The following is a 23,245-nucleotide window of genomic DNA, read 5'->3' as shown; positions in this document are numbered from 1 at the left end:
TGCTCCTACGGAAGCCATGGCGGCAAAACGAGATCGCGGTGAACCACGAGGCGAACCTGCGCTCCGGGCCGTATCGTGATCGTCGGCTGGATTTGTAGACTGCGGGAAACGAGCTGATCGCCCGCCCGCGAAACGCTCTGCTGAGTCGACTGCCGGATCGCCTGGACCAGATCGCTCTCGCCCGTGAAGGTCAGTTCCGATCCAACTCCGAAAAGCGTAGAAATCGCCGCCCCTTTGATGACCTGCCAGGTATGGGCGTCGATATTATCCTCCAGGCCAGCATACCCTGACATGTCGGCCGCCGGCACGTTGTCGAGGCGCATCGAACTGCCATCGGGCATGACAATCCGCTGCCAAACGATGAGTGCTCGCTTCTGTCCGAAGGCAACAAGGCTATCGTAACTGCCGATCAGCCTGGCGCCCTGCGGAATGAGCAAGGTCCTCCCCGTCGCGCTATCGAAGACCTGCTCGGTGACCTGCGCGATCACGAGACCGGGAAGATCCGAACGCAGCCCGGTAATGAGGCTCCCTGCAATCACGCTGCCGGCAGAAAGCATGTTGGCCGACGCCGCCGAAGTTAGCGCATGCGGCTCAACATCGCCGGCGGTATCCTTGGCTGACACAAAATCGGCCTTGCGTTGCTGGGCGTTGGGATCGGCGTTGAAGTCGATCGCGAGCTTTCCATCGGCGCCGTTTGCGAGCTTTTCGGCCTGAAGCGCACTAGATTCCGAGGTCGCAGACATCGCCGCCGCCTTGGCGCTGCCAAAGAACAGACCGGACTGCCGTGCCGATCTCCTTTCTTCCGCCATCCGATCCGGCGCCGACTGCGGCCGTGTCGCTCCCGATCCTGGCAAGGCGGTCGAGATCGGGGTGATCGTTGCGCCCTGTTTCTCCACGATGGCTCGCCCTAGGTCACCCGGTAGCGGCGGCCCGAGCTTGGGCACCTTGTCATAACTGTCGGGCAGCACATTGATCGCGTCGGTAGGGATCTTTGCGGCATTGGCCTCGCTGTCGCCGTTGCCGGCAAGGTGAAGCTTGATCGACCCGAGTGCATACCAGGCGGTTCCCGCCACGATGAGCGCGAGTGTTCCCGTCATCCCGACGATGACTTCCCGCTTGAAGCGGATGGCCCGGGGCGGTTTCGATCGGAGCGCCAGCGACTCCGGATCGACCTTGGCCGGCGGGCGGACTCCAGCGGCCGGCGCGCTCTCCACATTGTCAGCGGCCCCCACCATTTGCTGGTCTCCAATTGGCTGCCGCTGATTGACGGCGCTTACGGGTTCTTCGCTCATCGCGCCCTCCCCTGAACCGCACCCTCGGCGACGCGCTGGATGCGCACCACCTGCTGGTTCTTCGTCCCCAGCCGCAATTCGGCGACCGTGAAGATGCGGTCGACAACATAGAAGCGGCCCGACAGTCGGTAGTTGACCAGCTGTGCGGTCCCCTTTTCATCGACGAGGAAGAGCGGAGGCGCTTCATCGAGCGCGATGCTTGGGGGCATCTGGATGAACGTCTGCCGGCCATCATCAAAGGCGCGGAGCGGCCGCCAGGTCGGCTTATCGCCGGAGATCTCGTAGTTAAAGTTGAGGTTTTCGGCGGCGAGACCGGCGGCTATCGGCTGTGCAGCTTCCGCCGTGGCCGCTGCCCGCTTGATCGCGACCAACTCGTCCGCCGGATAGGTCCAGGACAACGCCGATATTGCCGCGCCGCCGCTGCTGGAGAGCGCCAGATGGTAGCTGCGCCGGTCGGTCGTGATGACAAGGTTGGTTGAAAGCCCCGGCGAGTAGGGTTTTACGAGGATATGGGTGCGTTTGTTGTCGCCCTGCCCGCTTGTCGTATCGCCGATTACCCAACGCGCCGTATCGCCGCTGGCGACCGCGACCAGCACCTCGCCCGCCTGAAGCGCAATATCGGTCACCCGGTCGGGCGCGGTCAAAACGTGGTAGATCGCCCCTTCTGAATACGCTTGAAACTGGATGGCCTGGACAAACCCGCTGGTCTGAGGCTCGATCGTCGCCGCGCGATTAGCCCGGTCGACAACGGCCGCGCGGGAGCTGGGCGCAGGGGCCGCGAGGGCGGGATGGCCCAACACAGGTAGCGCGAGAACGCCCGCGATGATGGCGAGCCTGTGGGAATGCACATTCATGGCTGGATCTCCGATGCTGACTGAGCTGCGGGTTCAGGCGGAAGTTGGGTTGACGGCGGGGCTGCCGCCGCGGAATGGGTTGACGCGGCGGGTTCAAGCTCCCGGCTCCAGTCGATTGCGTCGACATAGATCCCGAGCGGATTGCGTCGCAGGATGTCGGCGCTGCGCGACGGGCGGGTCAGTATCGTCAGGATTGCGGTCCAGTGGCTGGTTCCGGCCTTCGCGCCGCGCTCATAGGACGTCTCGATCCACTTCACCTGGAACGACTGGTCCGACGCGCGCACGACGCTGGTCACCTGCACTGAGACACTGCGCTGCCCGAGGTTGGCGAACGGGTCGGCCTCGCGCGCATAGCCATCGAGGAAACGCGCCCCGCGCTGGCTGGCAAAATCGTAGGCGGAGAGCCAGTCGCGGCGCATCAGCACCGGATCGAGCGACACGCCGCGCACGCACTCGATAAAGCGGGCCAGATGCCAGGCGATCTGCGGATCGGTGGGCGTGATGGCGACATCGGCCTCGTTCACCGCTCTCGCCTCGCCAAGCTGGTCGACCTCGACGACATAGGGCACCACGCGGCTCTGAAGTGATTGCCAGACCAGCGCCGAGCCCATCATTCCGGCCATACCTAAGGTCCCGAAAGCCATCAGCCGCCAGTTGCGTGCCTGGACGCGGGCGGAGCCGATGCGCTCATCCCAGACCTGGCCCGCCCGCTGGAAGGGCGTTTCGGGCTGCGGTGTTCGTCCGTAACGCTGGACAGCGCGCTTGAAGATCATCGATCAGTCCTCCTTTTCCTTGATGTCGGGGTTGGCGGCGGCACCGCCGCGCTCACCGTCCTTCAGGGTGGTGAGCGCGATCTGACGGTGATGGCGGGTGTCCTGCTGGCGGCGGAGGTCGCGCGCCCAGCCCAGAGCGGAATTGTTCGCGGGATTGGCTGTGGTCTCAGACGCACTGCCAGCACCTTCCGAGCCTTCGAAGGCAGCCCTCGCAGCCGAGCGACCGCGTTCGGCGGCTTCGCCAAGCCCGAAGGCCTGACTGGCCTTCTGTCGGGCCGCGCCGCCAGCGGCTTTGGCCATGCCGCTGAGGCCAGCACCGACGCTTTGCGAGCCGGCGGCGGATTGACCCATGCTCCACGAGGTGGAGGCGGCCGCGCCCATGCTGGTGCCGGCGCGCACCGCGCCAAGCGCAGTGCCGCCCGCAAGCTTGGCCGCTCCGGCCGCGCCACCGGCGCCCATGGCAATGATCCCGGCTGCGCCGACCCCGGTACCAAGCGCAGCGCCTGCACCCAGCTGCGGCGCACCGGCGACGAGTCCCGAGGCGATCGATGGACCGAAAATTCCGAGTCCAAACAGCGCAAGGCTGGCGAGCACAAGGCTCAGCACCTGTCCGATGTCGGGCTGCTGCCCTTGGAGGGCCGTGGTGAATTCGTCGAAGAAGTTCGAGCCGATCCCGACGATGACGGCGAGCACCATGACCTTGATGCCTGAGCTGACGACGTTGCCGAGTACCCGCTCGGCAAGGAATGCGGTGCGGTTCCACAGCGCGAACGGCACCAGGATGAAACCGGCAAGGCTGGTCAGCTTGAACTCGAGGATGGTGACGAAGATCTGCACCGCGAGGATGAAGAACGCGAGGATCACCAGCAGCCACGCCAGCAAAAGGACGACGATCAAAAGGAAGTTGTTGAGCAAGCCAGTGACGCTCATCAATTTGGACGCGTACTCGACAAGCGGCCATGCGGCAGAAAAGCCCGTGCCAGCCAGCCGCCCCGGCTTCAACAGATCGGCCGCGGTCAGCGCGCCGCCGCCGGCGGTCAGGCCCGCCTGTGCCAGCGAGCGGAAGACGATATCGCCGAGCGCCGAAAAATTGCCGATGATGAACGCAAAGGCACCGACGTAGAGGATCTTGCGGATGAACCGCCCGAGGATGTTGTCCTCGCCGCCCATCGTCCAGAACAGCCCCGCGAGCGTCATGTCGATACCGATCAGCGTCGCGGTCAGGAAATGGACGTCGCCGCCCAGCAGACCGAACCCACTGTCGATGTAGGCGATGAAGCTGGTCATGAAGCGGTCGATGACATTGAGGTCGTTCATGGCGCTGCACTTTCCATCCGAATGCCGAGGGGATTGGAAACAATGGGTGTCGCGGGACGCGGCCAGGGCGCGGAAAAACCGCGTCCCGCGACGCGGTGACGGGAGAGGCGGACCGTCACCGCAAAAGATGTTCGAAACGGAGCCGGCCGCGGCCGGTCCCGATGGTCAGTTCGGCGTGTAGGCCGTCCCGTTGCCGAGGAATTTTGCGGTCGCGGCCTGCGCGTCGCTGGCCGCCTGCGCGCGGTTGGCGCGCTCCAGCGCGTCAGCGCGGTACTGGGCGGCGAGCAACTGCTGGATCTGGAATTGCTGCTTGGCGGTCAGCGCCAAAAGCTGGTTGGTCGCCTGGCTCGCTTGAAGTGCGCCTTCGGCATTCTGGCTGCGCTCCACCATAGCCGAGAGCGCGGAGGCATCGCTCTGGATATTCTCGACGACTTGCGCCTGCACGGTCATCGTGTGCTGGTAGGCCGTCATTTCGGTATCGAGGCGCGCGCGGGCAGCCGATACTTGGCTACTGAGCGAGAGCGAGCCGTTGCTGGTCGGATAGAGCTGACGGAACTGCTGATTCAGCGTCGAGACCTGGAACTGGATGCCCTGCGCCTGCCCCATCAGCACATCTATCTGCTGGAGCGTCTGCGTCAGCGCCTGAAGTTCGGGAAAACCAATCGTCGTTAGATTCTTGCCCTGATTGAGCAGGCTCTGCGCCTCGTTTTGCAGGGACTTGATCTGGTTATTGACCTGCTGGAGCGTACGGGCCGCCGTCAGCAGGTTCTGGCTGTAGTTGGTCGGGTCGTAGACGATGAGCGCCTTAGCGGGCTCCGATGGATACGACATGGCGGCGAAGGTGCCGCCAACGGCCACCAACGCCATGCATCCAGCGGCGGCAAGCGAGGAACGCGTATGCTGTTTCACAATCATCGGTCTTCTCCTTTGCTGAAGCGGGGTTAGATGGTGGCGGGCGCCCGAAACGAGGCGGCAAGGTCGGACGCCCATGCGGCATCCGAGCCGGCGAGGAACTTGATCAGGAAGTCGCCAGCCCCGTGCTCGGCGATGATCCGGTCGATCCTCTGCTGCACGGCTGGCCCGGAGGAGCCACAGAGCGCCAGTGCAACGGGTCCCAGCCCCAGCTCGAACAGGCGGTTTCCTCGCGCCGACTGGAGGTAGTAGTGATGCTTGGGCGTGGCCCGTGCGACGATCTCTATCTGCCGATCGTTGAACCCGAAGGCGTCATAGACTTCGCGAGACTGCGGCTCGATCGCGCGGTCGTTCGGCAGGAAAATCCGCTGCGGGCAGCTTTCGATGATCGCCGGTGCAATCGAGCTCTGCGCCACGTCGGCGAGGCTCTGCGTCGCAAACAGGACGGAGACGTTCTTCTTTCGCAGCGTCTTCAGCCACTCGCGGATGCGCGCAGCGAAGATCGGATCGTCGAGCAGGCTCCAGGCCTCATCGAGTACCAGCAGCGTCGGGCGCCCATCGAAGCGCTGCTCAATGCGGTGGAAGAGATAGGTCAGCACCGGGGCGACCAATCCTTTCCGTCCCATCAGCGCTTCGGTTTCGAAGCACTGGACGTCGGCGTCCGCGAGGCGTTCCTCGGCTGCATCCAGCAGTCCGCCAAACGTGCCCTCGAGCGTATAAGGCGCCAGCGCCATGCGCAGCTCATTCGACTGCAGCAGCAGCGAGAGCCCGGTGAGCGTCCGCTCGTTCTCCGGAGCGCCGGCAAGGCTGGTGAGCGCCGACCAGACATGGTCACGCATTTCCGGAGAGGTGACGAGCAATTCGTGGGTCAGAAGTTCGAGGATCCAGTCGGCGGCCCAACTGCGTTCGACCAGATCGTCGATGGCTTTGAGCGGCTGGAAGCTCAGCCCGTTCAGCGCATCGGTGCCCTGCCCCAGAGCGTTATGGGTTCCGCCCATGGCCAGGACCGCTGCGCGCGCCGAAAGACCCATGTCGAAGACAATGACCCGTGATCCGGCATAGCGGCGGAACTGACAGGCGATCAGCGAGAGCAGCACCGACTTGCCGGCGCCGGTCGGCCCCACCACCAGCATGTGGCCAACGTCGCCGACATGGGTCGAGAGGCGGAACGGGGTCGAACCCTGCGTTTGGGCATGGAACAGCGGCGGCCCGGCAAGATGCGTGTTGCCCTCCTGACCGGCCCATACTGCTGAGAGCGGCATCATGTGCGCGAGGTTCAGCGAATGGACCAGCGGCTGCCGGACATTGGCGTAGACCTGCCCCGGCAATGAGGAGAGCCAGGCTTCGACCGCGTTCACGCCTTCGCGGATGCAGGTGAAACCAAGCCCATTGACCACGCGTTCGACCGCGCGGACCTTTTCCTCGACGCGGGCGCGGTCTTCGTCGGCGACGGTGATGGTCGCGGTGAGGTAGCCGAACGAGACGTGATCGCCGCCAAGCGCCTGCAGCGCGGTATCGGCATCGACCACCTTGTTGTCGGCGTCGCTGTCCACCAGCTGCGTCGGCTGATTATACATGACTTCGCGCAGCAGTGCGGTGATTGACTTGCGCTTGTTGAACCACTGGCGCCGCAGTTTGGTCAGCACCTTGGTGGCGTCCGCCCGGTCCATGGCGATGAAGCGGGACATCCAGCGATAGCCGAAACCCTGATTATTGAGGGCATCAAGAAGACCCGGCCGGCTGACATTCGGAAAACCCGGCAGCGTCAGCGTGCGGATGTGATGGCGTCCAAGCTTCGGCTCCAGCCCGCCGATGAACGGGGTGTCGGCCAGAATGGCGTCAAGGTAGACTGGCGTCTCCGGAACGGCGAGATGGACTGGCCGATCCGATATAGCGTCGTGCAGGTAGGAGAGCGTTTCGGCACTCGAGAGCCCGCGCACCTCAGGCATGAAGCTGGCAAAGAGATCGAGGACACGGTCGGTCTCGGAAACAAATCCGGCAAGCGTGGCGCGCCAATCGCGCCCACCTGGCTCGCTACCTTCCGCCTCGGGCCGCTCGACCAGCGAGCGGCCGGCCGCATCGCTCGAATCCGCGGGCGGCAGCCACAGGAGCGTACCGGTGAACACGCTTTCGAAGTGATGCCCGTGAGCTTCAAAGGCGGCGCGCCGTTCCTCGTCGATCAGCCAGGATGCCGCATCGGGAAACTGGCTTTGCGGATAGCTTGAAATCTCGCGGCGATGGGCCTCGAAGAATATCGCCCAGCCCGACCCAAGCCGGCGCAGGACATTGTTGGCGCGGGCACAGGCACCGACAAGTTCAGCTTCGGTAGAGCTTTCGAGGTCGGGGCCGCGGAAGGCGAAGCTGCGCTGGAAGCTGCCATCCTTGTTGAGCACCACACCGGGTGCGACCAGCGCGGCCCAGGGCAAGTGATCGGCAAGCCGGTCGAAGCGGGAGCGATATTCGGCAAGGTTCAACATGCCAGGTATCCTTTTTGCCGGAGGTGGCGGATGAGGACGTTCGCGAACTCGGGGTCACGCCGGGCCGCGAAGACCGCGAGGCTGTGCCCGATCGCCCAGAGCGCGATCCCGACCGGCCACTGCTGGAGGCCGAGCCCGAGCGCGGCGGCGAGCGTCCCGTTGACGATCGCGATCCCGCGCGGAGCCCCGCCCATCAGGATGGGCTGAACGAGGCTCGCGTGGATCGGTGTCTCGAAGCCCTCGATATGGCTCACGAGACCAGCGCCCCTCCGCCGAAGCTGAAGAACGAGAGGAAGAAGGACGAGGCGGCAAAGGCGATCGAGAGACCGAAGACGATCTGGATCAGCTTTCGAAACCCGCCGGCAGTCTCGCCGAACGCCAGTGCGAGCCCGGTGGTGATGATGATCAGCACCGCCACGATCTTGGCCACCGGTCCCTGGACCGATTCCAGGACTTTCTCGAGCGGGTCTTCCCAGGGCATGCCGGATCCGCTGGCAAGAACCGGCGACGCTACGGCCGCAGCGACAGCGAAAATTACGAGACCGCTCAGATCGCGGCGCGCGAGGTTGGCGGCAAGTTTGATGCTACGCATTAGTCTTCTCCTTCAGGTTGGGGGTTGTTGGAGGTGCTGGGAGTTCGAAAGGCATCGATGACGCGGTACTCGCCGCGCTCATCCAGCCCGGCGACGCGGGCGATCGTCTCGATCCGGCGGCCGGCACCCCGGCCGGCGATGAAGACGATCATGTCGATGGCTTCGGCGATCAGCCGACGCGGAACAGTCGTGACCGCTTCCTGCACCAGTCCGTCGATGCGATAGAGCGCCGCGCGCGCGTTGTTGGCGTGGACGGTGGCGATCCCGCCGGGATGTCCGGTGTTCCACGCCTTCAGCATGTCTAGCGCTTCCGGCCCGCGCACTTCCCCGACGATGATCCGGTCGGGCCGCAGGCGCAGGGTGGAGCGGACGAGATCGCTCATCGACACGCTGCCCGCTCTGGTACGCAGCGCGACAGTATCGGCCGCGGGCGATTGCAGCTCGCGCGTATCCTCGATCAGAATCACGCGCTCATCGAGACTGGCCATTTCCGCGAGCAGCGCGTTGGCGAGCGTGGTCTTGCCGGAGCTCGTACCGCCCGCGACCAGGATGTTAGCGCGTGCGACGACCGCCCGGGACAGGAAGCCCGCCTGATCTATTGTCATGATCCCATCGCGCACATAGTCGGCAAGCGTGTGGATCCGCGCTGCAGGCTTCCGGATCGAAAAGCACGGCGCCATGGCAACCGGTGGCAGCAGGCCTTCGAAGCGCTCTCCCGCACCCGCCCCATGGGCCGGGAGTTCGGCTGAGACGATCGGGGCGTCGTCATGGACTTCAGCGCGGATATGCGATGCCACCAACCGGACAATTCGTTCGACCTGGGCCGGCTCGAACCGGACGTCGGTATCGACTCGCCCTTCCCCTAGCACGTCGACACGCAGGGCACCGTCCGGATTGACCATGATCTCGATGATGCGCGGATCTTCGAGCGCGGCGCGAATGGCCGGCCCCATGGCGGTGCGCAGCATGGCGCGGCGGCGGTCGGCCGAAACGGCGTCAGGAGAGTTTGTCATGCGCCCTCTTCCGACTTGCGCTCGGGAAGCGTTCGCTTGCCGGTGGCGATCTGGCGCCCGACCTGGGCAACGAACGCCTCGAAGCGCTCGCGGCCAACCGCGCGGGCGGCCGAGTCAGCCTCGGGCAACGGCGCTGTCACCGAGAGCTGGTAGCGGATGAAGAGCGCCAGGCTTTCCAGCACGACATCGATATCGCGCCGGCTCGCGGTGATCTCCCGCGAGAGGCGATCGAAGCGCAGACGCAGCAGGTCGTCGATCTCATTCGAGCCTTGGCGCGCGATCCATGCCTTTAGCGCATCGTTGACGAGGCGGCTCTTGTTGCCGCGCGTGCCGGCGGCCAGGCGGTCTAGCGCCACGGTGACGTCGCGGTCGAGGTAGAGGTTCTGGCGGATTTTCATGGGCTCCCTCACAGTCCAAGGTCGCGAATGTGCTGGCTGTCATCGAAGGCGAATCCGCGCGCGATGGGCGTCAGGGCCTGTGCCTGTTCCATCGCCCGCTTGTCCGCGACGGGGTTGCCGTCATCGTCGTTCGCGAGATCGGGCTCGGGGACTGCGGGCTCATCGCGTGCGATCGGCTGGACACCACCTTGCCCGGGCGCCCGTTGTTGTTGCGGTCCGGTTTCGTCGTCGGCGTCGGCCTGCGTCATCAGCGCGGCCAGTCTCGCGTCTTGCGCCCGTGCAGTGCCTTGCCAATCGTTGGGGCGCGATGCCGGCCGATCAACATAGGTGCCGGAGAAAACGGTCGGAGCAGGAAGCCGACGGTCGGTGAAATTGAGGTCGCGAAAATAGCGCAGCTTGCGAGCGCGTATGGGCGCCATGCCTGACAGCAGCACCAACTCATCATCGGGCGAAAGCTGCATGACCTCGCCGGGGGTCAGAAGCTGGCGCGCGGTTTCCTGACGGCTGACCATGACGTGCGCGAGCCAGGGCGCGAGACGGTGGCCAGCATAGTTGCGCATGGCGCGCTGCTCGGTAGCGGTGCCCAAGGCGTCGGAAATGCGCTTGGCTGTCCGCTCATCGTTCGCCGCGAAAGCAACACGGACGTGACAATTGTCGAGGATCGAGTTGTGCTCGCCGTACGCCTTCTCGATCTGATTGAGACTTTGGGCGATGAGGAAGGCGCGGATTCCGTAGCCCGCCATGAATGCGAGGCTCGTCTCGAAGAAGTCCAGGCGGCCAAGCGCGGGGAACTCGTCGAGCATCATGAGCAGCTGGTGCTTGCGACCTGCCCCGCCAAGCCCGTCCAGCTGCTCGGTCAGGCGCCGCCCGATCTGGTTTAGCACCAGGCGGACCAGCGGCTTGGTGCGGCTGATGTCCGATGGGGGAATGACGAGGTAAAGCGAGCATGGTTGCTCGGCATCGACAAGATCGGCAATCCGCCAGTCGCAGCGCGAGGTTACCTCCGCGATCGTCGGATCGCGATAGAGGCCGAGGAACGACATGGCGGTCGAGAGCACGCCCGAGCGTTCATTCTCGCTCTTGTTGAGAAGCTCCCGCGCGGCTGAAGCGACGACTGGGTGGACGCGTGGCGCTTCGTCGCTACCAAGGTGGTTGGTGGTGAGCATGGCGCGCAGCGTGGCGGCGAACGAGCGCTGAGGGTCGGAGAGGAACGTGGCGACGCGGGCGAGCGTCTTCTGTTGCTCTGCGTAGAGGATATGGAGGATCGCGCCGACCAGCAGGGAATGGCTGGTTTTCTCCCAATGGTTGCGGCGTTCGAGCGCCCCTTCGGGATCGACGAGGATGTCGACGATGTTCTGGACGTCGCGGACCTCATTGGCGCCGCGGCGCACTTCAAGCAACGGATTGTAGTGCGCCGATGCCGCATCGGTGGGGTTGAACAGCAGGCAGTGTGAGAACCGCGCGCGCCATCCGGCCGTCAGCGTCCAGTTTTCGCCCTTGATGTCATGGATGACGGCGGATCCCGTCCAGGTGAGCAAGGTCGGCACCACAAGACCCACGCCCTTGCCGGACCGGGTCGGCGCGAAGACCAGCACATGTTCGGGGCCGTTATGGCGCAGATATTCGCGGCCCAGCTTGCCAAGGATGAGGCCGGCATCGCCGAGCAGTCCGGCGCGAACCACCTCGCTGTTGCTGGCCCAACGCGCGGATCCGTAGGTGGTGACCCTGCCTTTCTGGCGGGCCCGCCAGAGTGAGCCCGCGACTGCCGACCCGCAGCCGAGAAAGCCGCTGGCGCCGGCAAGCATCCCCGCCTTGTCGAAGACTTCAGGCGCATATGCGTCGAAGTGGTACCACCAACCGAACAGCGCCCAAGGTCGGTAGCAGGGCACTCCAAACAGCTCGAACGATGCCGCGCCAAGCTCGGGCTGATAGGCTAGCATGGCGGCCGCCCACTGGGTCGAAATCCAGAGACCCGCGAACATGATCGCGAAGACGACGAGGATCTGGCCAACGAGGAGTTTGGTAGGCGTCACGGGGCTTCTCCAGCCCGGTCGTCCGTTGCGATCCGAGCGGGAGAAGAATCCGTGATGAAGGGAAAAAATTAAACGGCGCTAATAGGCGTTTATTGGATATTGCAGGATATTGCGGATCACGCTCCGCGTGAATTACCGCCTATATCGTGACGTGCCTTTTCGCGCAGCTGCGCGAGTCGTTCTTGGCAAACGATGTCGGTAAGTTCCCGAAGAGCGTGAACACGCTCCGTAATCGCTTCAAGATCTTCGATGCTGATCTCGTAGCTCGTGGAGTACCTGGCCTCGACGTAAGCTCGCTTGAGCAGTTCAAAGCGCCGTCGATCTATTCTTGCTTCACGTGGCCAGGCCTCGATGAGGCGAGAGTCTTTTCCCTCTGCAAATGATCGCAAGAACTTGATGTTATGCGACCGCGGAAAATAGTGGGTGCGAACAAGAAGATAGCAAATGTAGGCCCGTTCTGTCGCCTGGTGAAGCAAAAAGGCAGCGTCATTCAGCTCCCCTTCCGCAAGGGCGTATGCCGCTAGCTTGAGGCCACTACCGACCTTCTTGCTCCAACTTTCAAAGTAGGCAGCGGCCATTTCGTACGCATCTGTAGGCGTAAGGGGCTTTGGTGAGACAAACGTATTGCCAGGAAGTTCGTACAGAGCGATGCCATCCCGAGCGATGTCCACCCAGAAATACTCGCCGCGGTTGAGGCTCTGATTTACGTCATCCATCGTGTGGACAATGAAATTGACCTGGCGCTCGATCGCCGGATCTCTAGCGATCTTGTCGTCCGCAACGTGCCAATATTCGGCGATATCTGTGAGCTTGGGGTGGCTCACAATGATCAGCAAGTCGAAGTCGGACTGGTAGCCATTGAGCGGCCGATCTACCCAGTCACTTCGGGCATAGCTCCCGAAAAGAATGATCTTAAGGATCCGGCCATTCTTCTTCCAAGGCTGTGTTGCCCGCGAAATCGCAACCTCGAATTCGGCCATCAGGATCTGTTTTGCCCGTTCGAGCTCCGCCCGCTGAACTGCCGGGAGATGATCAATATCCTTACGCATCTATTGGATTCTCGTCCGAATGAGATCGGTTGGCAAGCCCCTGCGGAATGCGATCTACTGGGTGTTCCTGTGATTGCCGGTCGCGCACAGCTCCAAAACCAGTGCGCCGCCGAATTCAGCCTTCCCCCAAGTATGCGCGGAGGTCGAAGCCATGCCACGACTGCTCCGTGCCTAAACCCGATCAGCCCGACGACAGTGGAGGTCCCGCCGTTGCAAGTCCGACAGCTCGCCTCTGGCACCTTCCGGTCTGTCGACTTATCGGCGACCGTCCACAGTGAGCCGACGTTCGCTCCTCCGCTGCGCCACCTCATCTCAATGGGGGGCGCCTTGGACCGAAGCCGCCATATGCATGCGCCATGCCGAACGACCGCCTCTGCCAGGAGGGACGTTTAGCCCATGCCCAGCCTTTGCAACTAGCTGATTAGGAAACAATTATGGAGTGAGCGATTTCATTTGCCGGTCTGGGAATTTGTGATGATTGGTTCGACCACCTTGGACAGTCCGCCCGCAACGGTAGGCTGGGTTGTTGGCAGGGAGCGCCGGTGAAGCAGCATCGGCCGGCGGTTGACCTGCCGGTGGCACTACCATGCGCGATGGCGTTTTGTCCACGACGGTCTGCGGCCGGATCCCAAACCCGAGAAAGCCAGCGACCAGAAACAGCGACACTGCCAGGATGGCGTAAAAGAGGTCCATCTTGATCGCTGACCGAACCATCGTCTTTTCGGTGAGCCAAAGTTTGAACGGGCTATGCTCCTTGATTTTGGAGCCGAGATCGACCTTGTAACCGAGATCCTTAAGTGCCGTTTCCGCTTCGATGCCGGCATAGACCGAGCCATTGAGGAGGCGGTGATACCAGAGCCGGTCCATGAAGTAGAAGGCAGCGAGCGGGAAAATCGCCGACACCACAACCAGCCCGGCAATCGACACTTCCAGCCCGAACAGCTTGACGACGCCGGCATCCTTGATCGCGTAGCCGCCCAGGCCGAGGAATGCGCCGGTGACGATCAGTGCGAAATTGCGGATGCGCAGTTCTAGGTCGTTGAAGTGCTGCTGCACGTCGACGATCTTTTTCCAGATTTCGATCTGTCCCGGCCCGAGCGATGGCGCTGCGGGCGGTGTAGGCGGCACCGCTAGCGTGGGCGGTGATGTGGGTGCGGGATCGAGGTCAGCCATCACGACATCTCGAACAGGGGCAGGACCTGGGCGAAATTCTCGGTCAACACGTGGCTCGGCACGACGCTACCGGGCTTGAGCGCGGCGCGCTCGCGCTCGACCATCTCGGGCGTCCAGTGCGTGACTTTGCGTAGCAGCTCATATTCGGGTTTGTGTTGGCTCGATCCATAAGCCGCGTGGACGTCGGTGATGCCGGCCTGCTGGGCCATGAAGACGTCTTTCAGCGGATTGTCGCCGACATAGACGACCTCGTCGATCGAGACGCCGAGATCCCTGACGATATCGAGCAAGATATCGGGATTGGGCTTCACCTCGCCCTCGGGCGTGTAGTGATGGACGGTGTGCTTGAAGGCGTAGCTTTCTGCATCATAGTGTCGCGTCGACACCGTCTCATCCGGAACGCTGTGATCCTCGGGCGAATATAGCACATCAACCAAGCCATCGAGTCCGAGCTTACGGAAGCGATAGTTGGTGTAGAACGCCTTGGACTCGGTGAAGGCGGCGATCCGTACGCCCTTCGCCTTCAATGCAGCAAGCGTGTCGGCGACGGTCGGATAGAGGGCCAGCACACGCCTGCGCGCCTCCCGAAAGGCATCGATCGCTGGCGCCATCACGGTCAGGATATCGTCGCCATATAGCGCACGGAGCGACGGCAGCTCTTCGAGCAGGTGCGAATATTCGCTGGTGCCGTACTTCTGATGGATCACGCTGGCTTCGGCATAAAGCGTGTCTTGATCGACGCCGGAGATTTCGAGCACCGTGTCCGTCATCGCCGAAAAGGTTTGATACCAAAGATCCTGCCAATCAAGCAACGTGTTGTCGACATCGGTAATGAGAACGCGCTTTTGCACCAACTTCGGTCTTTCCTGGTCGGCAGGGAAGACGGGTCATCCGTGCTTGTGCTGCCGCCCCGGTCCTTAGGCGAGAGCGGCGCGTGCGACAAACAAAATGGAAGTCGCGACGCCGATATGCCGTTGCCCAGCTCTCGTCTTCAACAGATAACGCCAGATGCCTCTTTCATCGCGTGTCGCGCAGAGACCCGCGCACATCATCGCTGGTTGGAAATGCGGTCCTTCCGCTCCTGGGGAGCGGAAATTGGTGGCCAAACGGCGACAACGGGTCGGTTTTGCTCGGACGGACCGCCGGGACTGGGACATTACTGCCGTTTGTATGCGACTTGTTGAACGGCAGCTCTTGCCAAAATGCGACTCACGAGGATGTCGACTGTCGAGAACAAGCTCATTGGGATTCTTGGATGGCGCTCGGATAACTCCTTTATGAAACCACCACGGCGCATCTAATTAACGTCAACTGGGTCACTTCCAGTCTGATAATCGGGAAACGATGCGCAGAATTCCGCTAATTCTGGCGCGCAACAGACAACGGTCAACCAACTGCCAAGCTCGTTCCTTTTTAGGCGTGTCAGTCCGGCGTATATAAGGGTCAGACTTTGCACGTGAGCGGCACTGGTTACCCGACAATGGCTTTTCGGAGTTCGTTCATGGTCTCCTTCAGAGACGATAATGTGGATGCGGACACGGCGTGTCTGGCTTCTTCCAGTACCGCCAGAACGCGCTGCCAGCCTGCGGCCGTGCTGGTGGCCGCGCGTCGTATCGCCGGAACGGTCAAACGGGGCGTCACAAGCTGGGCCGGGTTGTCACATCGATCCAGCCAAGCGTCTGTTACCATGGCCGAGAATGGCTGCGCGGTAAACTCTGTCAGCTTTCCCTGGTGGAGGTGGCGCGCGGCAACGGCATGGCAGATCAGCTGCTGATCCGGGTTTATCGGGCATTGAACGGGTGCCATCAGCGCGGCGAGCAGGTGGTCATTCCAACTCGCGTTGCCGCCCATGATCCGGCGTGACGCGTCTTCGGATCCGTCGATCAGCCGGCCAAGGTCGTCGACCATTGCGAGAACGTCGCTCATTTCCGCCTGACTGACGGCTGCGCGCCATATTTCGACCGGAATGGCGCTCGCCCTTCCTGCCGCAATCATGGCAACGACACGCGCGAGAAGGCGGGATTTGACGAGCTCCTGCCAGCGCGGTTCCAGCGCGATCGGGGCTGCCGAGAGAATCTGGCCAGCCGTGTCGCGACCGGCTTCCCTCTCGGCAACGGCAAAGGCAAGAGCGCGAACCTCGCGGATCGCGTCGTCGGCGCCGTCCGCGATATCAAGCGTACGGGCGGCGAGCCTCGTCAGAAGATCGCCCTGAGTGCTTTGTGTGAGGAGATCAGGTGAAGCGCGAAGGCTCCGTGCCAAGCGCTCGGCGATCAGCGGATATTCGGGAAGCTGGACATCGAGTTCGGCCATGATGAGAACCACTACGCCGAGCGGGGCCGGTCGCTGATCGCCCCACTGCAATTCTTCAAGACTGCTCGTCGAGCCAAAAAGGGTCTCGAGCGGCATCTGGGGATCCCCGAGCAGACCCTTCAATCCGAGCGAGAAACCGATGGATTTGATCGCCTGGGACCCGACCTGCCGGACTGAAAGCAACGGCTCGGGCGGTGCCTCTTGGCCGTCGTCCACGAGAAGACCAATTGCCTCGCCCAATCGGTTGACGGCTTCCCTCGTCCTAGACGACAGCTGCAACGCGATCGCGAGTTCGAACCGAAATCCGACGTGCCGCACGAGTGGCTCGTCTTCTGCAAGGTTAGCGACAGCCTCAGTCAGGCGGCGGGTGGCAAGCGGCCAATCGTTGATCTTGCCGGCCGCAATGGCCGCTTCGCGCAGCGCGTCAGTCTTCCACGAGAGGCCCAGCGGAAAGACCGGAAGCGCTTCCTCATAGAGGGATATCGCCTCTGCAGCCTGCCCCCTCCGCCACAATACTTTCGCCTTGGCTGTCAGCACGCGCGCGGGTCGAGCACCATCGGTGATCATCGCATCGGCCAGCGCAAGAGCTGCGTCCGGTTGCTTCAGGTTTTCGTCGATCACGCGTATCAGCAGCGGCGCGGCGGCTACACCGAGCTGCGGGATCGTCAGTTCGCCGGCGAGCACTATCGCGCGCTTCAGTTCGCGTTCGAGATCTGACCAACGTGGGTCGGGACGTGACGCTTCGCCCAGCCATATCCGATCAAGTGCGAGCGCAGCCGCCTCGCCGTCGGCGGCATAGCTGCCGAGTGCGGTGGCGCGGTCTTCCTCGTCCAGCCCTTCCACCAGGTCCAGCAGCCTAGCGAAGTCTTCAACGTCGGAGACTGCTGGAACCAGCGTCATTGGAACGAAGGCCGACAGGTCGGGGAAATGCCTGTCTTGTGAATCAACCCCCGCTGGAAGAACAGCCTTGCGGAGGACCTCTGCCGTTCGGGCGCCTGCCTTCACAAAGCGGATCGAAAGACGCAGGCGCTCTTCAAGCGAAATGTTCCCCGGCCGCTGCAGGACCTGCCAAAGAAACACTACCTCGAACAGACCCGGGCCCAGGACGGCGGCCTCGCCTGCGGCGTCAAATTCCTTGAGGGCTTGCGCCACGATGTCGGAGGCGCGGTCGTGGTCGCCCAGCTCGATGGCGATCCGGACTTGCAGAGTGCGGAACGCCGCCGTGTCGAGAGGGTCGCGGAAAGGCAATGTGGTCCCGTCGAGCCCCACGTAGGTCAGCATCGAGGAGGTCTGGGCAACCTGCTCCCACACCTCGGGCGACGCCTGCAGGAGGCCGGGCAAAATCGGGATCAGCGGGGCGGCACTGCCGCCCAGCACCGCATGTGTCGCGATCTCGAAAATGTCAGTGGCGAGCAACGTGCCGCCCCTCAGAAAGGAGTGCGCGATTCCCCGGTGCATGCCGGCGGCCCACTCCTGTCCCCGCGTGTCGATGCCGAGATTGCGCAGCAACGGCGAGGCGCGAAGGTTGTCGCTCTCTACGCGCTCGAGCCAAGGCCCGACAAGCCGGTCGATGACATCGCCAGGTTCAAGGATGGGTGGCCCAATCTGCGCAACCGCCATCAGCCTGTCGCGCGACGCCCGGCCGAGAAGCAGGCTGGTTCGGGCAAGGAGCTCGCGGTCCTCTTCCGGCCGCGCGGCCACCAGACGACGCGCCTCGGATCTGACATCGAGGATGCCCGCCGGCACCACCAGCAGCTCTGAGAGGTCGGGCTCTGGAAAGCCTTCATCGGTAAGGGCAGAGACGCGGGCGTCGACGAGCTGGGGGTGACCGCTCGTGGAAGCGTAGATGAGCTTGGCCCAGATCTCGGTGTAAGGAGCTGGACAGCCACGGGCGGCAAGGTAGCCGTCAATATCCTCGACCTCGAAGGCGGGCGCTGCGAACGTGCGAGCCGGGTCAAGCGCGATCTGGGTCGCAAGGCGGGTCGGCAATCGGTCGGAGTAGGTAACCAGCAGCGTGCCGGCGAAGCGGTCCTGAACGCTGCGCAGTCGGCCGAGCGCGCCTTCAAGGGCGCGAGCGTCACCTCCGGCGGGTAGGTCGTCCAGTACGACGTCATACACGCTGGCTGTCTCGGTGATCCGGACGGCCAAGGCATCGATGCGCGAGGCCGCGGTAGCTGGCGGGGTATCCCGCAGGTCCAACCACGAACACCGGTCAGGGCTTGAGACTACCGCGAGCGCCAGGGCGGTCTTGCCCATGCCGGTTCCGCCATGGATGAGGACGGTTCCCACCGCGAGCCCTTCACGGATCGCCTCCTCTAACGCCGGACGCGCATGCCTTCCGGCGATCGCTCTCGGTGGTGGAGAGAAAGGCGCAGGAGCGACCGCTATGGCAGTGGTGTCGGTTTGAACACCGGTGACGATGCCAAGAAGCGCCAGCAGTTGACTGTTCGGAATAGCGGTCGTGCCCGCCTGGTCGAATATCCTGAGTAGATCACCGCGCCTCAACACGCGGTTGCCCTTGGTGGTCGCGATGCGCCAGGCTTCAGTGTGCAAGGCATCTAGTGCCTTGACCGCATCGGCGGAACCGACACCGCGTTTCTCGCCCAGTTCCACGAGCTTGGCGACGATCGTGTCATAGAGGTCGGTCGATGTGGGCCAGCCGGCGACCCACTCCATTGGCAGGACGATGCGGGCTATGAAGTCTTCTGTTGACGCGCTGCCAAGCCACAGCCTGAACGGCTCACTGAGCGTATCATTGTCCTTGAGAAAGGCCTGTATGCCCGCCGCCATCTCGACCGACATGGTGTCGTCTGGAGCTATCCGGATGCGCTGCCACGCTTCGAGCCCTGGAATGTCGAACCCGAAAGGTTGCTTCTTTTCGCGGCCTATTCCCGATGTGGTGAGAAACCTGAACTGGATCGAGACGCCAGTATTTCGTCCAAGATGATCCCAGAAATTGCCAATGGCCTCGAGGACGCTCTCGGACCGCAAGGTGACGTTGCCGGAGCCCGAGGTGTCTTTCACCTGTTCGACCGTGGCAGCGCCGGTTTCCTCGATGCGATCGAGATCCTCGGCGCCTTCCAGCACAAGGATCGCGCCGTCTGGAAGGTCAATCCACGCCTCAATGCTGCGCAATATCTGGTAGGAATAACCGCGCAGCGAGTCGACGGCCTGACGCTCGGCGGAACCTTTGAGGGGAGCAGGAACAGATGCGGTCATCAATGGCAACTCAGGCGAGAGTGTAGACGAGCGAAGTCGTTTGAGCAGGCGTCGGTGTCAACAGCCGCCTGGGTTATTTCCCTGCGACAGAAAATCCAAGATTGCCGTGGATGGCGCCCGAATTTATCCTTGTGCCATGAAGCCACTCCAACAGCTTGGTCTCGACGACCCCTGCGCATGCGGGAACGGCAAGCGGTATCGCGACTGTCACCAGCGCATCGTCGATGCGCCCGAAGGTGAAATGCTCGCGATCGCGCGCGCGATTTATGCCGAGGAATGGGCTGGCAATGCATCTGCCTATCAGGCGCAGGGGCTCTACGAGATGCTCACTGAACATCTGGCACTGGCAGGTGGCGTGCGTGCCGTGCTTGATATCGGCTGTGGCAGGGGGCATGGCCTCGCCGCCCTTCGCAGAGCCTTTCCCGATGCCTCGCACTTCATCGGCGTGGACGAAAATCCCGACTGCCTCGAGGCCGCCACGAGCTTGCTAGCGGTCGACGTGCCGCGCTCGAACATCTGGCGAGCGTGCGACGAAGTCCTGCCAAGCGGTCGCTACGTGTCCACGTATCACGGTGCCGTACAGATGGGATCGGATGGCGTTACGTTGGTCCAGTCGGACGTCATCGTTCAGGATCCCGAGCTTGAGAGGGTATTCGACGCGGTGGGAGCGCTAGATGCCGTGACCCTGTGGTTCAGTGGCGTCCACAAGGCACGGAGCGCAACAGAGATTGCACGGCACTTCGAGATCAAGAGCGACGCGGACCATCGCACGCTGGTCGAGGACAGGGCACTCGCCATTGCCGGCGAGCGCCTGCGACCAGGCGGCGTCCTTCACATCGTGGCACGCGCCGGTGCGATCGATATCGACCAAGTCGTCCATAACATGGGCCTGGACTATACCGATTGGCTGAAGGGCGGACCGTTCCGCGTAGAGTCGGTGGGGTCCATCCCTTATACCGAGCCGGCCAACGGCATCGCCGTCCGCTCCCGGGACAGAGGGGTGAGTGCAATGCCGAACTACGCAATATCTGTTCTGATCAGGCGCGAAGGCTGAAAAACCCTAGCCTAACCACGCACTGACGGTGTCCGACGCGCCTAGCGTATCGCCGACACGGGATCGTCCAACGACAGGCCGATTTGGCGCGGATATTGGGGCGTAAGATAGGCATCGGGATCGAGGCCTTGGGTATGGAGGAACGGGGCATCTTTTAGTTTCTCACGTAAGCCTAGCATCCGTTTCTCGGCGCGTTTGACGAAGGTCGCATAGGTCATCGGGATGATCGTGACGCGTCCATCGTATTTTGTGTCGATGCCAGCCTCAGTGCTCTTAATTTGCGATCCAAGAACATAACAGGTGACGGTGGCTGCGTCGGTCAGGATACCCTTATCGAGCAGCTCCTCCACATAGCGCCAAGGCTGATTTTTCTCCTTACCGCCTATGATTACACCGGGCTTTTTGATCTCTGTGATGACCAAGCGCGCGACGCCGTCGACCTCGCCGCCGAGATCGTGAGAATCGCGGCTATAGAAGCCGACGCTGCCGTCAGGCAGCATGACAAAGTCGGGGCGCTGCAGCGAACCTTTCTGTTTCTTGCCGAAGATCTTGTTGATCACCGTGGTCATGCCGCGATTGCTGGTGAACTCGAGGCTTTCGAACTCAGGCCCGAACACCCACAAGCTCCGCTCGAACAGCGGCTGCAAGTCGGCGACCTCATCCATTGTTTCGTCGTGGAGCTTTGCATCGAGTTCAGCGATGAGCTTCAGGCGAGTCTGTATTTCATCGAGTGCCAGCTTGGCAGTGCGCACGGTCCAGTCGGCGAGGATTGCATAGAGCTCGTCTAGGTCGCCCGGCTTCATGTCATGGAGCTTGGTGATCAATGCGTATTTGGAGGTTGAGAGTTCCAGGTTTGCGAGCACGCCGGCGACCTGTTCAACTGTTTCAAGGTTCATGCCCGGGCAGGTATCGACCACTTGGTCAACGAACTCGATCCACCGATCTCGGCTGACCGGCGGGAGCTTTGAGACAGTCGCGCCGAGATTTTCACGGATAGTTTCCTTGGCGTCGCGCCGCCGGTCGGCATTGACCTCGTTCAGATATTCGCGAATTTTGCCATGAACCGCTGCTTGCGTTGTTCGCCAGCCAGCATTGTTTGGCCAGAAGCCCGACCAGTCGGGTAGCACATCGTCTCCAAGGAAGTCGGCCCGGGCTATGAAAATGAAGCGTTTTGCTTCGCTACTCCGCCCATCGAGCAGTCGCTCCTGATCGAACCCGGTCCAGCCAGGCTTGCCAACAAGTCGATTGTTTACACGCCAGGCGATACCGTGCTGACGCGTCGTCCGGTCGGCCTTTTGAGTGTCGATGATGACCAGATGAGCCACGCCATAGCCGGGAACGTCGATGTCGATCGTACTGAGCTGATGCTCGGGCACATCATCAAAGGTAATCCGCGTTCCATTGATTGTGACAGCGAAATTGGGATCTGCGAGAAAGCGTGTTCCGATGACTTCGCGCGCAGCCTCTGCGTTCATCCCCATGGGCAACGGGTTGATCGACGAGATAGCCGTGCCGTGGCCCGGCACTTCCTCCCGCATAGCGATGCGCTCGATTAGAAATGGCTGGGTAGCACTGCGTCGGACCTCGAAGGTTACCTCTATGCCGTCGCGCCAAGTGCGCACCTTGTACGCCTCGCCGAACCGGAAGGCGGCATGACGGCCCTTGCCGTTGCGACCATATGGTTCGCGCGGTTGGAGTCCGCCCAGCTCGGGTGGTGGCAGCGATTGCTTCCCCTGCGTGCGAACCCGGTCATAGTCGAGCGTCCGCCATCGCAAGCGGAATTGAGCCTCCGACATACCCTTGCCGTTGTCTTCAATCTCAAAATAGCTGTCGCTGCCAGCTTCGGGCCAAACGATATCAACGCGTGTGGCCCAAGCGTCCCATGCATTAGCGACGAGTTCGACGATCGCGATGGCGGGATCTTGGATGATCGAACCGGCATGACGTTCCAAGAATCGGTTATCGAAAAACAAGCTGGCGTCTTCGGACATTCGTTCCCCCCAGAGATACCGTAGCAATGGCACCAAGCACCGTCCACAGGCACCCAAACCAAAGAGTTGTCAGGCGCGTAGCGAGGCTGATTGACCGCCGGAAAAAACAAGCGGCAGTTTCCGTCAGAAATGGGCGTTCAATAGAGCGCCATCAAACGTCGTATCTGGTCGGCAGCCGCCGGAATAGCTGCCAGTCTGGACTTGGGGATCGAAATCCAGCTCAGGAACGACAACAAAGCGTCGGTAGCCGACACCCTTATGCAACGGTCGGCCCAATTTAGCGTCGGACGAGGCTCGCTACTTTCTCAGGTAATCCAACCCACCACCAACGAGATGGCCCGACGATTTGTCGATTGCGAAATCGATCGTCCCGATACCGACATTCATATGGAGCATTCCGTTTTCAACCGTTGCCGGATAGGAGTCCTTCTTGGGAGCGCCAACGTAAGTAGGGATCTCCCTGCGGACGATGTAAGCATCCCCGTTCCGTTCGATGGTCATGGTGCTCTTGGCCTGCCTGGTGCTTTCCCAGGTTCCAAGAAAATCACTGCCATTTTGACCACAACCGGTGAGCATCAAAATTCCACCGATTAAAAATGCAAAACTCTTCTTCATCAGCAAGCCTTTTTGTCGGCGCGCTCGCCAACCGCGCCGTTCTATTCGTCGCACTTGGATTTAATCGCATTTTATTGATGACGTCAAATCTCTTGATGATTTTTCTACACACTCATTCAGCAAAAAAACTAAAATTTAATAGGTACAACGCTCGGCAATTCTATTGCTCGCCA

The 23,245-nt window shown here is 62.2% G+C and carries 18 protein-coding genes; 1 reads left to right on the top strand and 17 read right to left on the bottom strand.

The window, feature by feature from the left end:
• Positions 1-5: 5 nt before the first annotated feature.
• The 15 genes from WBP07_RS27945 to WBP07_RS27875 all read right to left on the bottom strand — a co-directional run bounded on the left by WBP07_RS27945 (position 6) and on the right by WBP07_RS27875 (position 19,412).
• Positions 6-1,292, bottom strand: coding sequence for a TrbI/VirB10 family protein (locus WBP07_RS27945; RefSeq protein WP_395398210.1), 1,287 nt, complete (start codon positions 1,290-1,292; stop codon positions 6-8).
• Positions 1,289-2,146, bottom strand: coding sequence for a P-type conjugative transfer protein TrbG (gene trbG / locus WBP07_RS27940; RefSeq protein WP_395398209.1), 858 nt, complete (start codon positions 2,144-2,146; stop codon positions 1,289-1,291). Before trbG ends, WBP07_RS27945 begins: the two co-directional genes overlap by 4 nt.
• A complete protein-coding gene (trbF, locus tag WBP07_RS27935) occupies positions 2,143-2,919 on the bottom strand; it encodes a conjugal transfer protein TrbF (RefSeq protein ID WP_395398208.1) in 777 nt (258 codons plus the stop codon). Before trbF ends, trbG begins: the two co-directional genes overlap by 4 nt.
• A 3-nt stretch (positions 2,920-2,922) precedes the next feature.
• Positions 2,923-4,236 (bottom strand): P-type conjugative transfer protein TrbL, encoded by a 1,314-nt coding sequence (gene trbL / locus WBP07_RS27930; RefSeq protein ID WP_395398207.1) that lies wholly within the window; start codon positions 4,234-4,236, stop codon positions 2,923-2,925.
• Between the two features lie 165 nt (positions 4,237-4,401).
• On the bottom strand, positions 4,402-5,151 hold the full coding sequence (gene trbJ / locus WBP07_RS27925) for a P-type conjugative transfer protein TrbJ (RefSeq protein WP_395398206.1): 750 nt from the start codon (positions 5,149-5,151) through the stop codon (positions 4,402-4,404).
• A gap of 26 nt (positions 5,152-5,177) precedes the next feature.
• Complete coding sequence (gene trbE, locus WBP07_RS27920) at positions 5,178-7,625, bottom strand: conjugal transfer protein TrbE (RefSeq protein WP_395398205.1); 2,448 nt, start codon at positions 7,623-7,625, stop codon at positions 5,178-5,180.
• Entirely contained in the window at positions 7,619-7,819 is a 201-nt protein-coding gene (locus tag WBP07_RS27915) for a VirB3 family type IV secretion system protein (protein WP_231635456.1), read from the bottom strand. The genes trbE and WBP07_RS27915 overlap by 7 nt, the downstream gene beginning before the upstream one ends.
• 56 nt (positions 7,820-7,875) lie before the next feature.
• Positions 7,876-8,217, bottom strand: coding sequence for a TrbC/VirB2 family protein (locus WBP07_RS27910; RefSeq protein WP_395398204.1), 342 nt, complete (start codon positions 8,215-8,217; stop codon positions 7,876-7,878).
• On the bottom strand, positions 8,217-9,230 hold the full coding sequence (gene trbB / locus WBP07_RS27905) for a P-type conjugative transfer ATPase TrbB (RefSeq protein WP_395398203.1): 1,014 nt from the start codon (positions 9,228-9,230) through the stop codon (positions 8,217-8,219). The genes WBP07_RS27910 and trbB overlap by 1 nt, the downstream gene beginning before the upstream one ends.
• The gene (locus WBP07_RS27900) at positions 9,227-9,628 is read right to left on the bottom strand and encodes a CopG family transcriptional regulator (RefSeq protein WP_395398202.1); all 402 of its coding nucleotides are present in this window, start codon (positions 9,626-9,628) and stop codon (positions 9,227-9,229) included. The genes trbB and WBP07_RS27900 overlap by 4 nt, the downstream gene beginning before the upstream one ends.
• 8 nt (positions 9,629-9,636) lie before the next feature.
• On the bottom strand, positions 9,637-11,661 hold the full coding sequence (locus WBP07_RS27895) for a conjugal transfer protein TraG (protein WP_395398201.1): 2,025 nt from the start codon (positions 11,659-11,661) through the stop codon (positions 9,637-9,639).
• A gap of 116 nt (positions 11,662-11,777) precedes the next feature.
• Positions 11,778-12,710 (bottom strand): HEPN domain-containing protein, encoded by a 933-nt coding sequence (locus WBP07_RS27890; RefSeq protein ID WP_395398200.1) that lies wholly within the window; start codon positions 12,708-12,710, stop codon positions 11,778-11,780.
• Between the two features lie 432 nt (positions 12,711-13,142).
• Positions 13,143-13,883 (bottom strand): hypothetical protein, encoded by a 741-nt coding sequence (locus WBP07_RS27885; RefSeq protein WP_395398199.1) that lies wholly within the window; start codon positions 13,881-13,883, stop codon positions 13,143-13,145.
• Positions 13,883-14,734: an HAD family hydrolase gene (locus WBP07_RS27880; protein WP_395398260.1), complete on the bottom strand. Its 852-nt coding sequence runs from the start codon at positions 14,732-14,734 to the stop codon at positions 13,883-13,885. The genes WBP07_RS27885 and WBP07_RS27880 overlap by 1 nt, the downstream gene beginning before the upstream one ends.
• Positions 14,735-15,353: 619 nt before the next feature.
• Positions 15,354-19,412: a hypothetical protein gene (locus WBP07_RS27875; RefSeq protein ID WP_395398198.1), complete on the bottom strand. Its 4,059-nt coding sequence runs from the start codon at positions 19,410-19,412 to the stop codon at positions 15,354-15,356.
• A 136-nt stretch (positions 19,413-19,548) separates the two neighbouring features.
• Here WBP07_RS27875 and WBP07_RS27870 point away from each other — a divergent pair, with 136 nt between their 5' ends.
• Complete coding sequence (locus tag WBP07_RS27870; protein ID WP_395398197.1) at positions 19,549-20,466, top strand: class I SAM-dependent methyltransferase; 918 nt, start codon at positions 19,549-19,551, stop codon at positions 20,464-20,466.
• Positions 20,467-20,507: 41 nt separating this feature from the next.
• On the opposite strand, the gene WBP07_RS27865 is transcribed toward WBP07_RS27870, so the two are convergent.
• Complete coding sequence (locus tag WBP07_RS27865) at positions 20,508-22,457, bottom strand: ATP-binding protein (protein ID WP_395398196.1); 1,950 nt, start codon at positions 22,455-22,457, stop codon at positions 20,508-20,510.
• Between the two features lie 297 nt (positions 22,458-22,754).
• Positions 22,755-23,072 carry a hypothetical protein gene (locus tag WBP07_RS27860; protein WP_395398195.1) on the bottom strand — a complete coding sequence of 106 codons (318 nt, stop codon included), beginning with the start codon at positions 23,070-23,072 and terminating at the stop codon, positions 22,755-22,757.
• Positions 23,073-23,245: the final 173 nt, after the last annotated feature.

The organism is Novosphingobium oxfordense (genome assembly GCF_044029435.1).
In the GTDB taxonomy this organism is placed as follows: domain Bacteria; phylum Pseudomonadota; class Alphaproteobacteria; order Sphingomonadales; family Sphingomonadaceae; genus Novosphingobium.
Note: the sequence above shows the minus strand (reverse complement) of the source record. Positions and strands in the feature narration are given on the sequence as shown.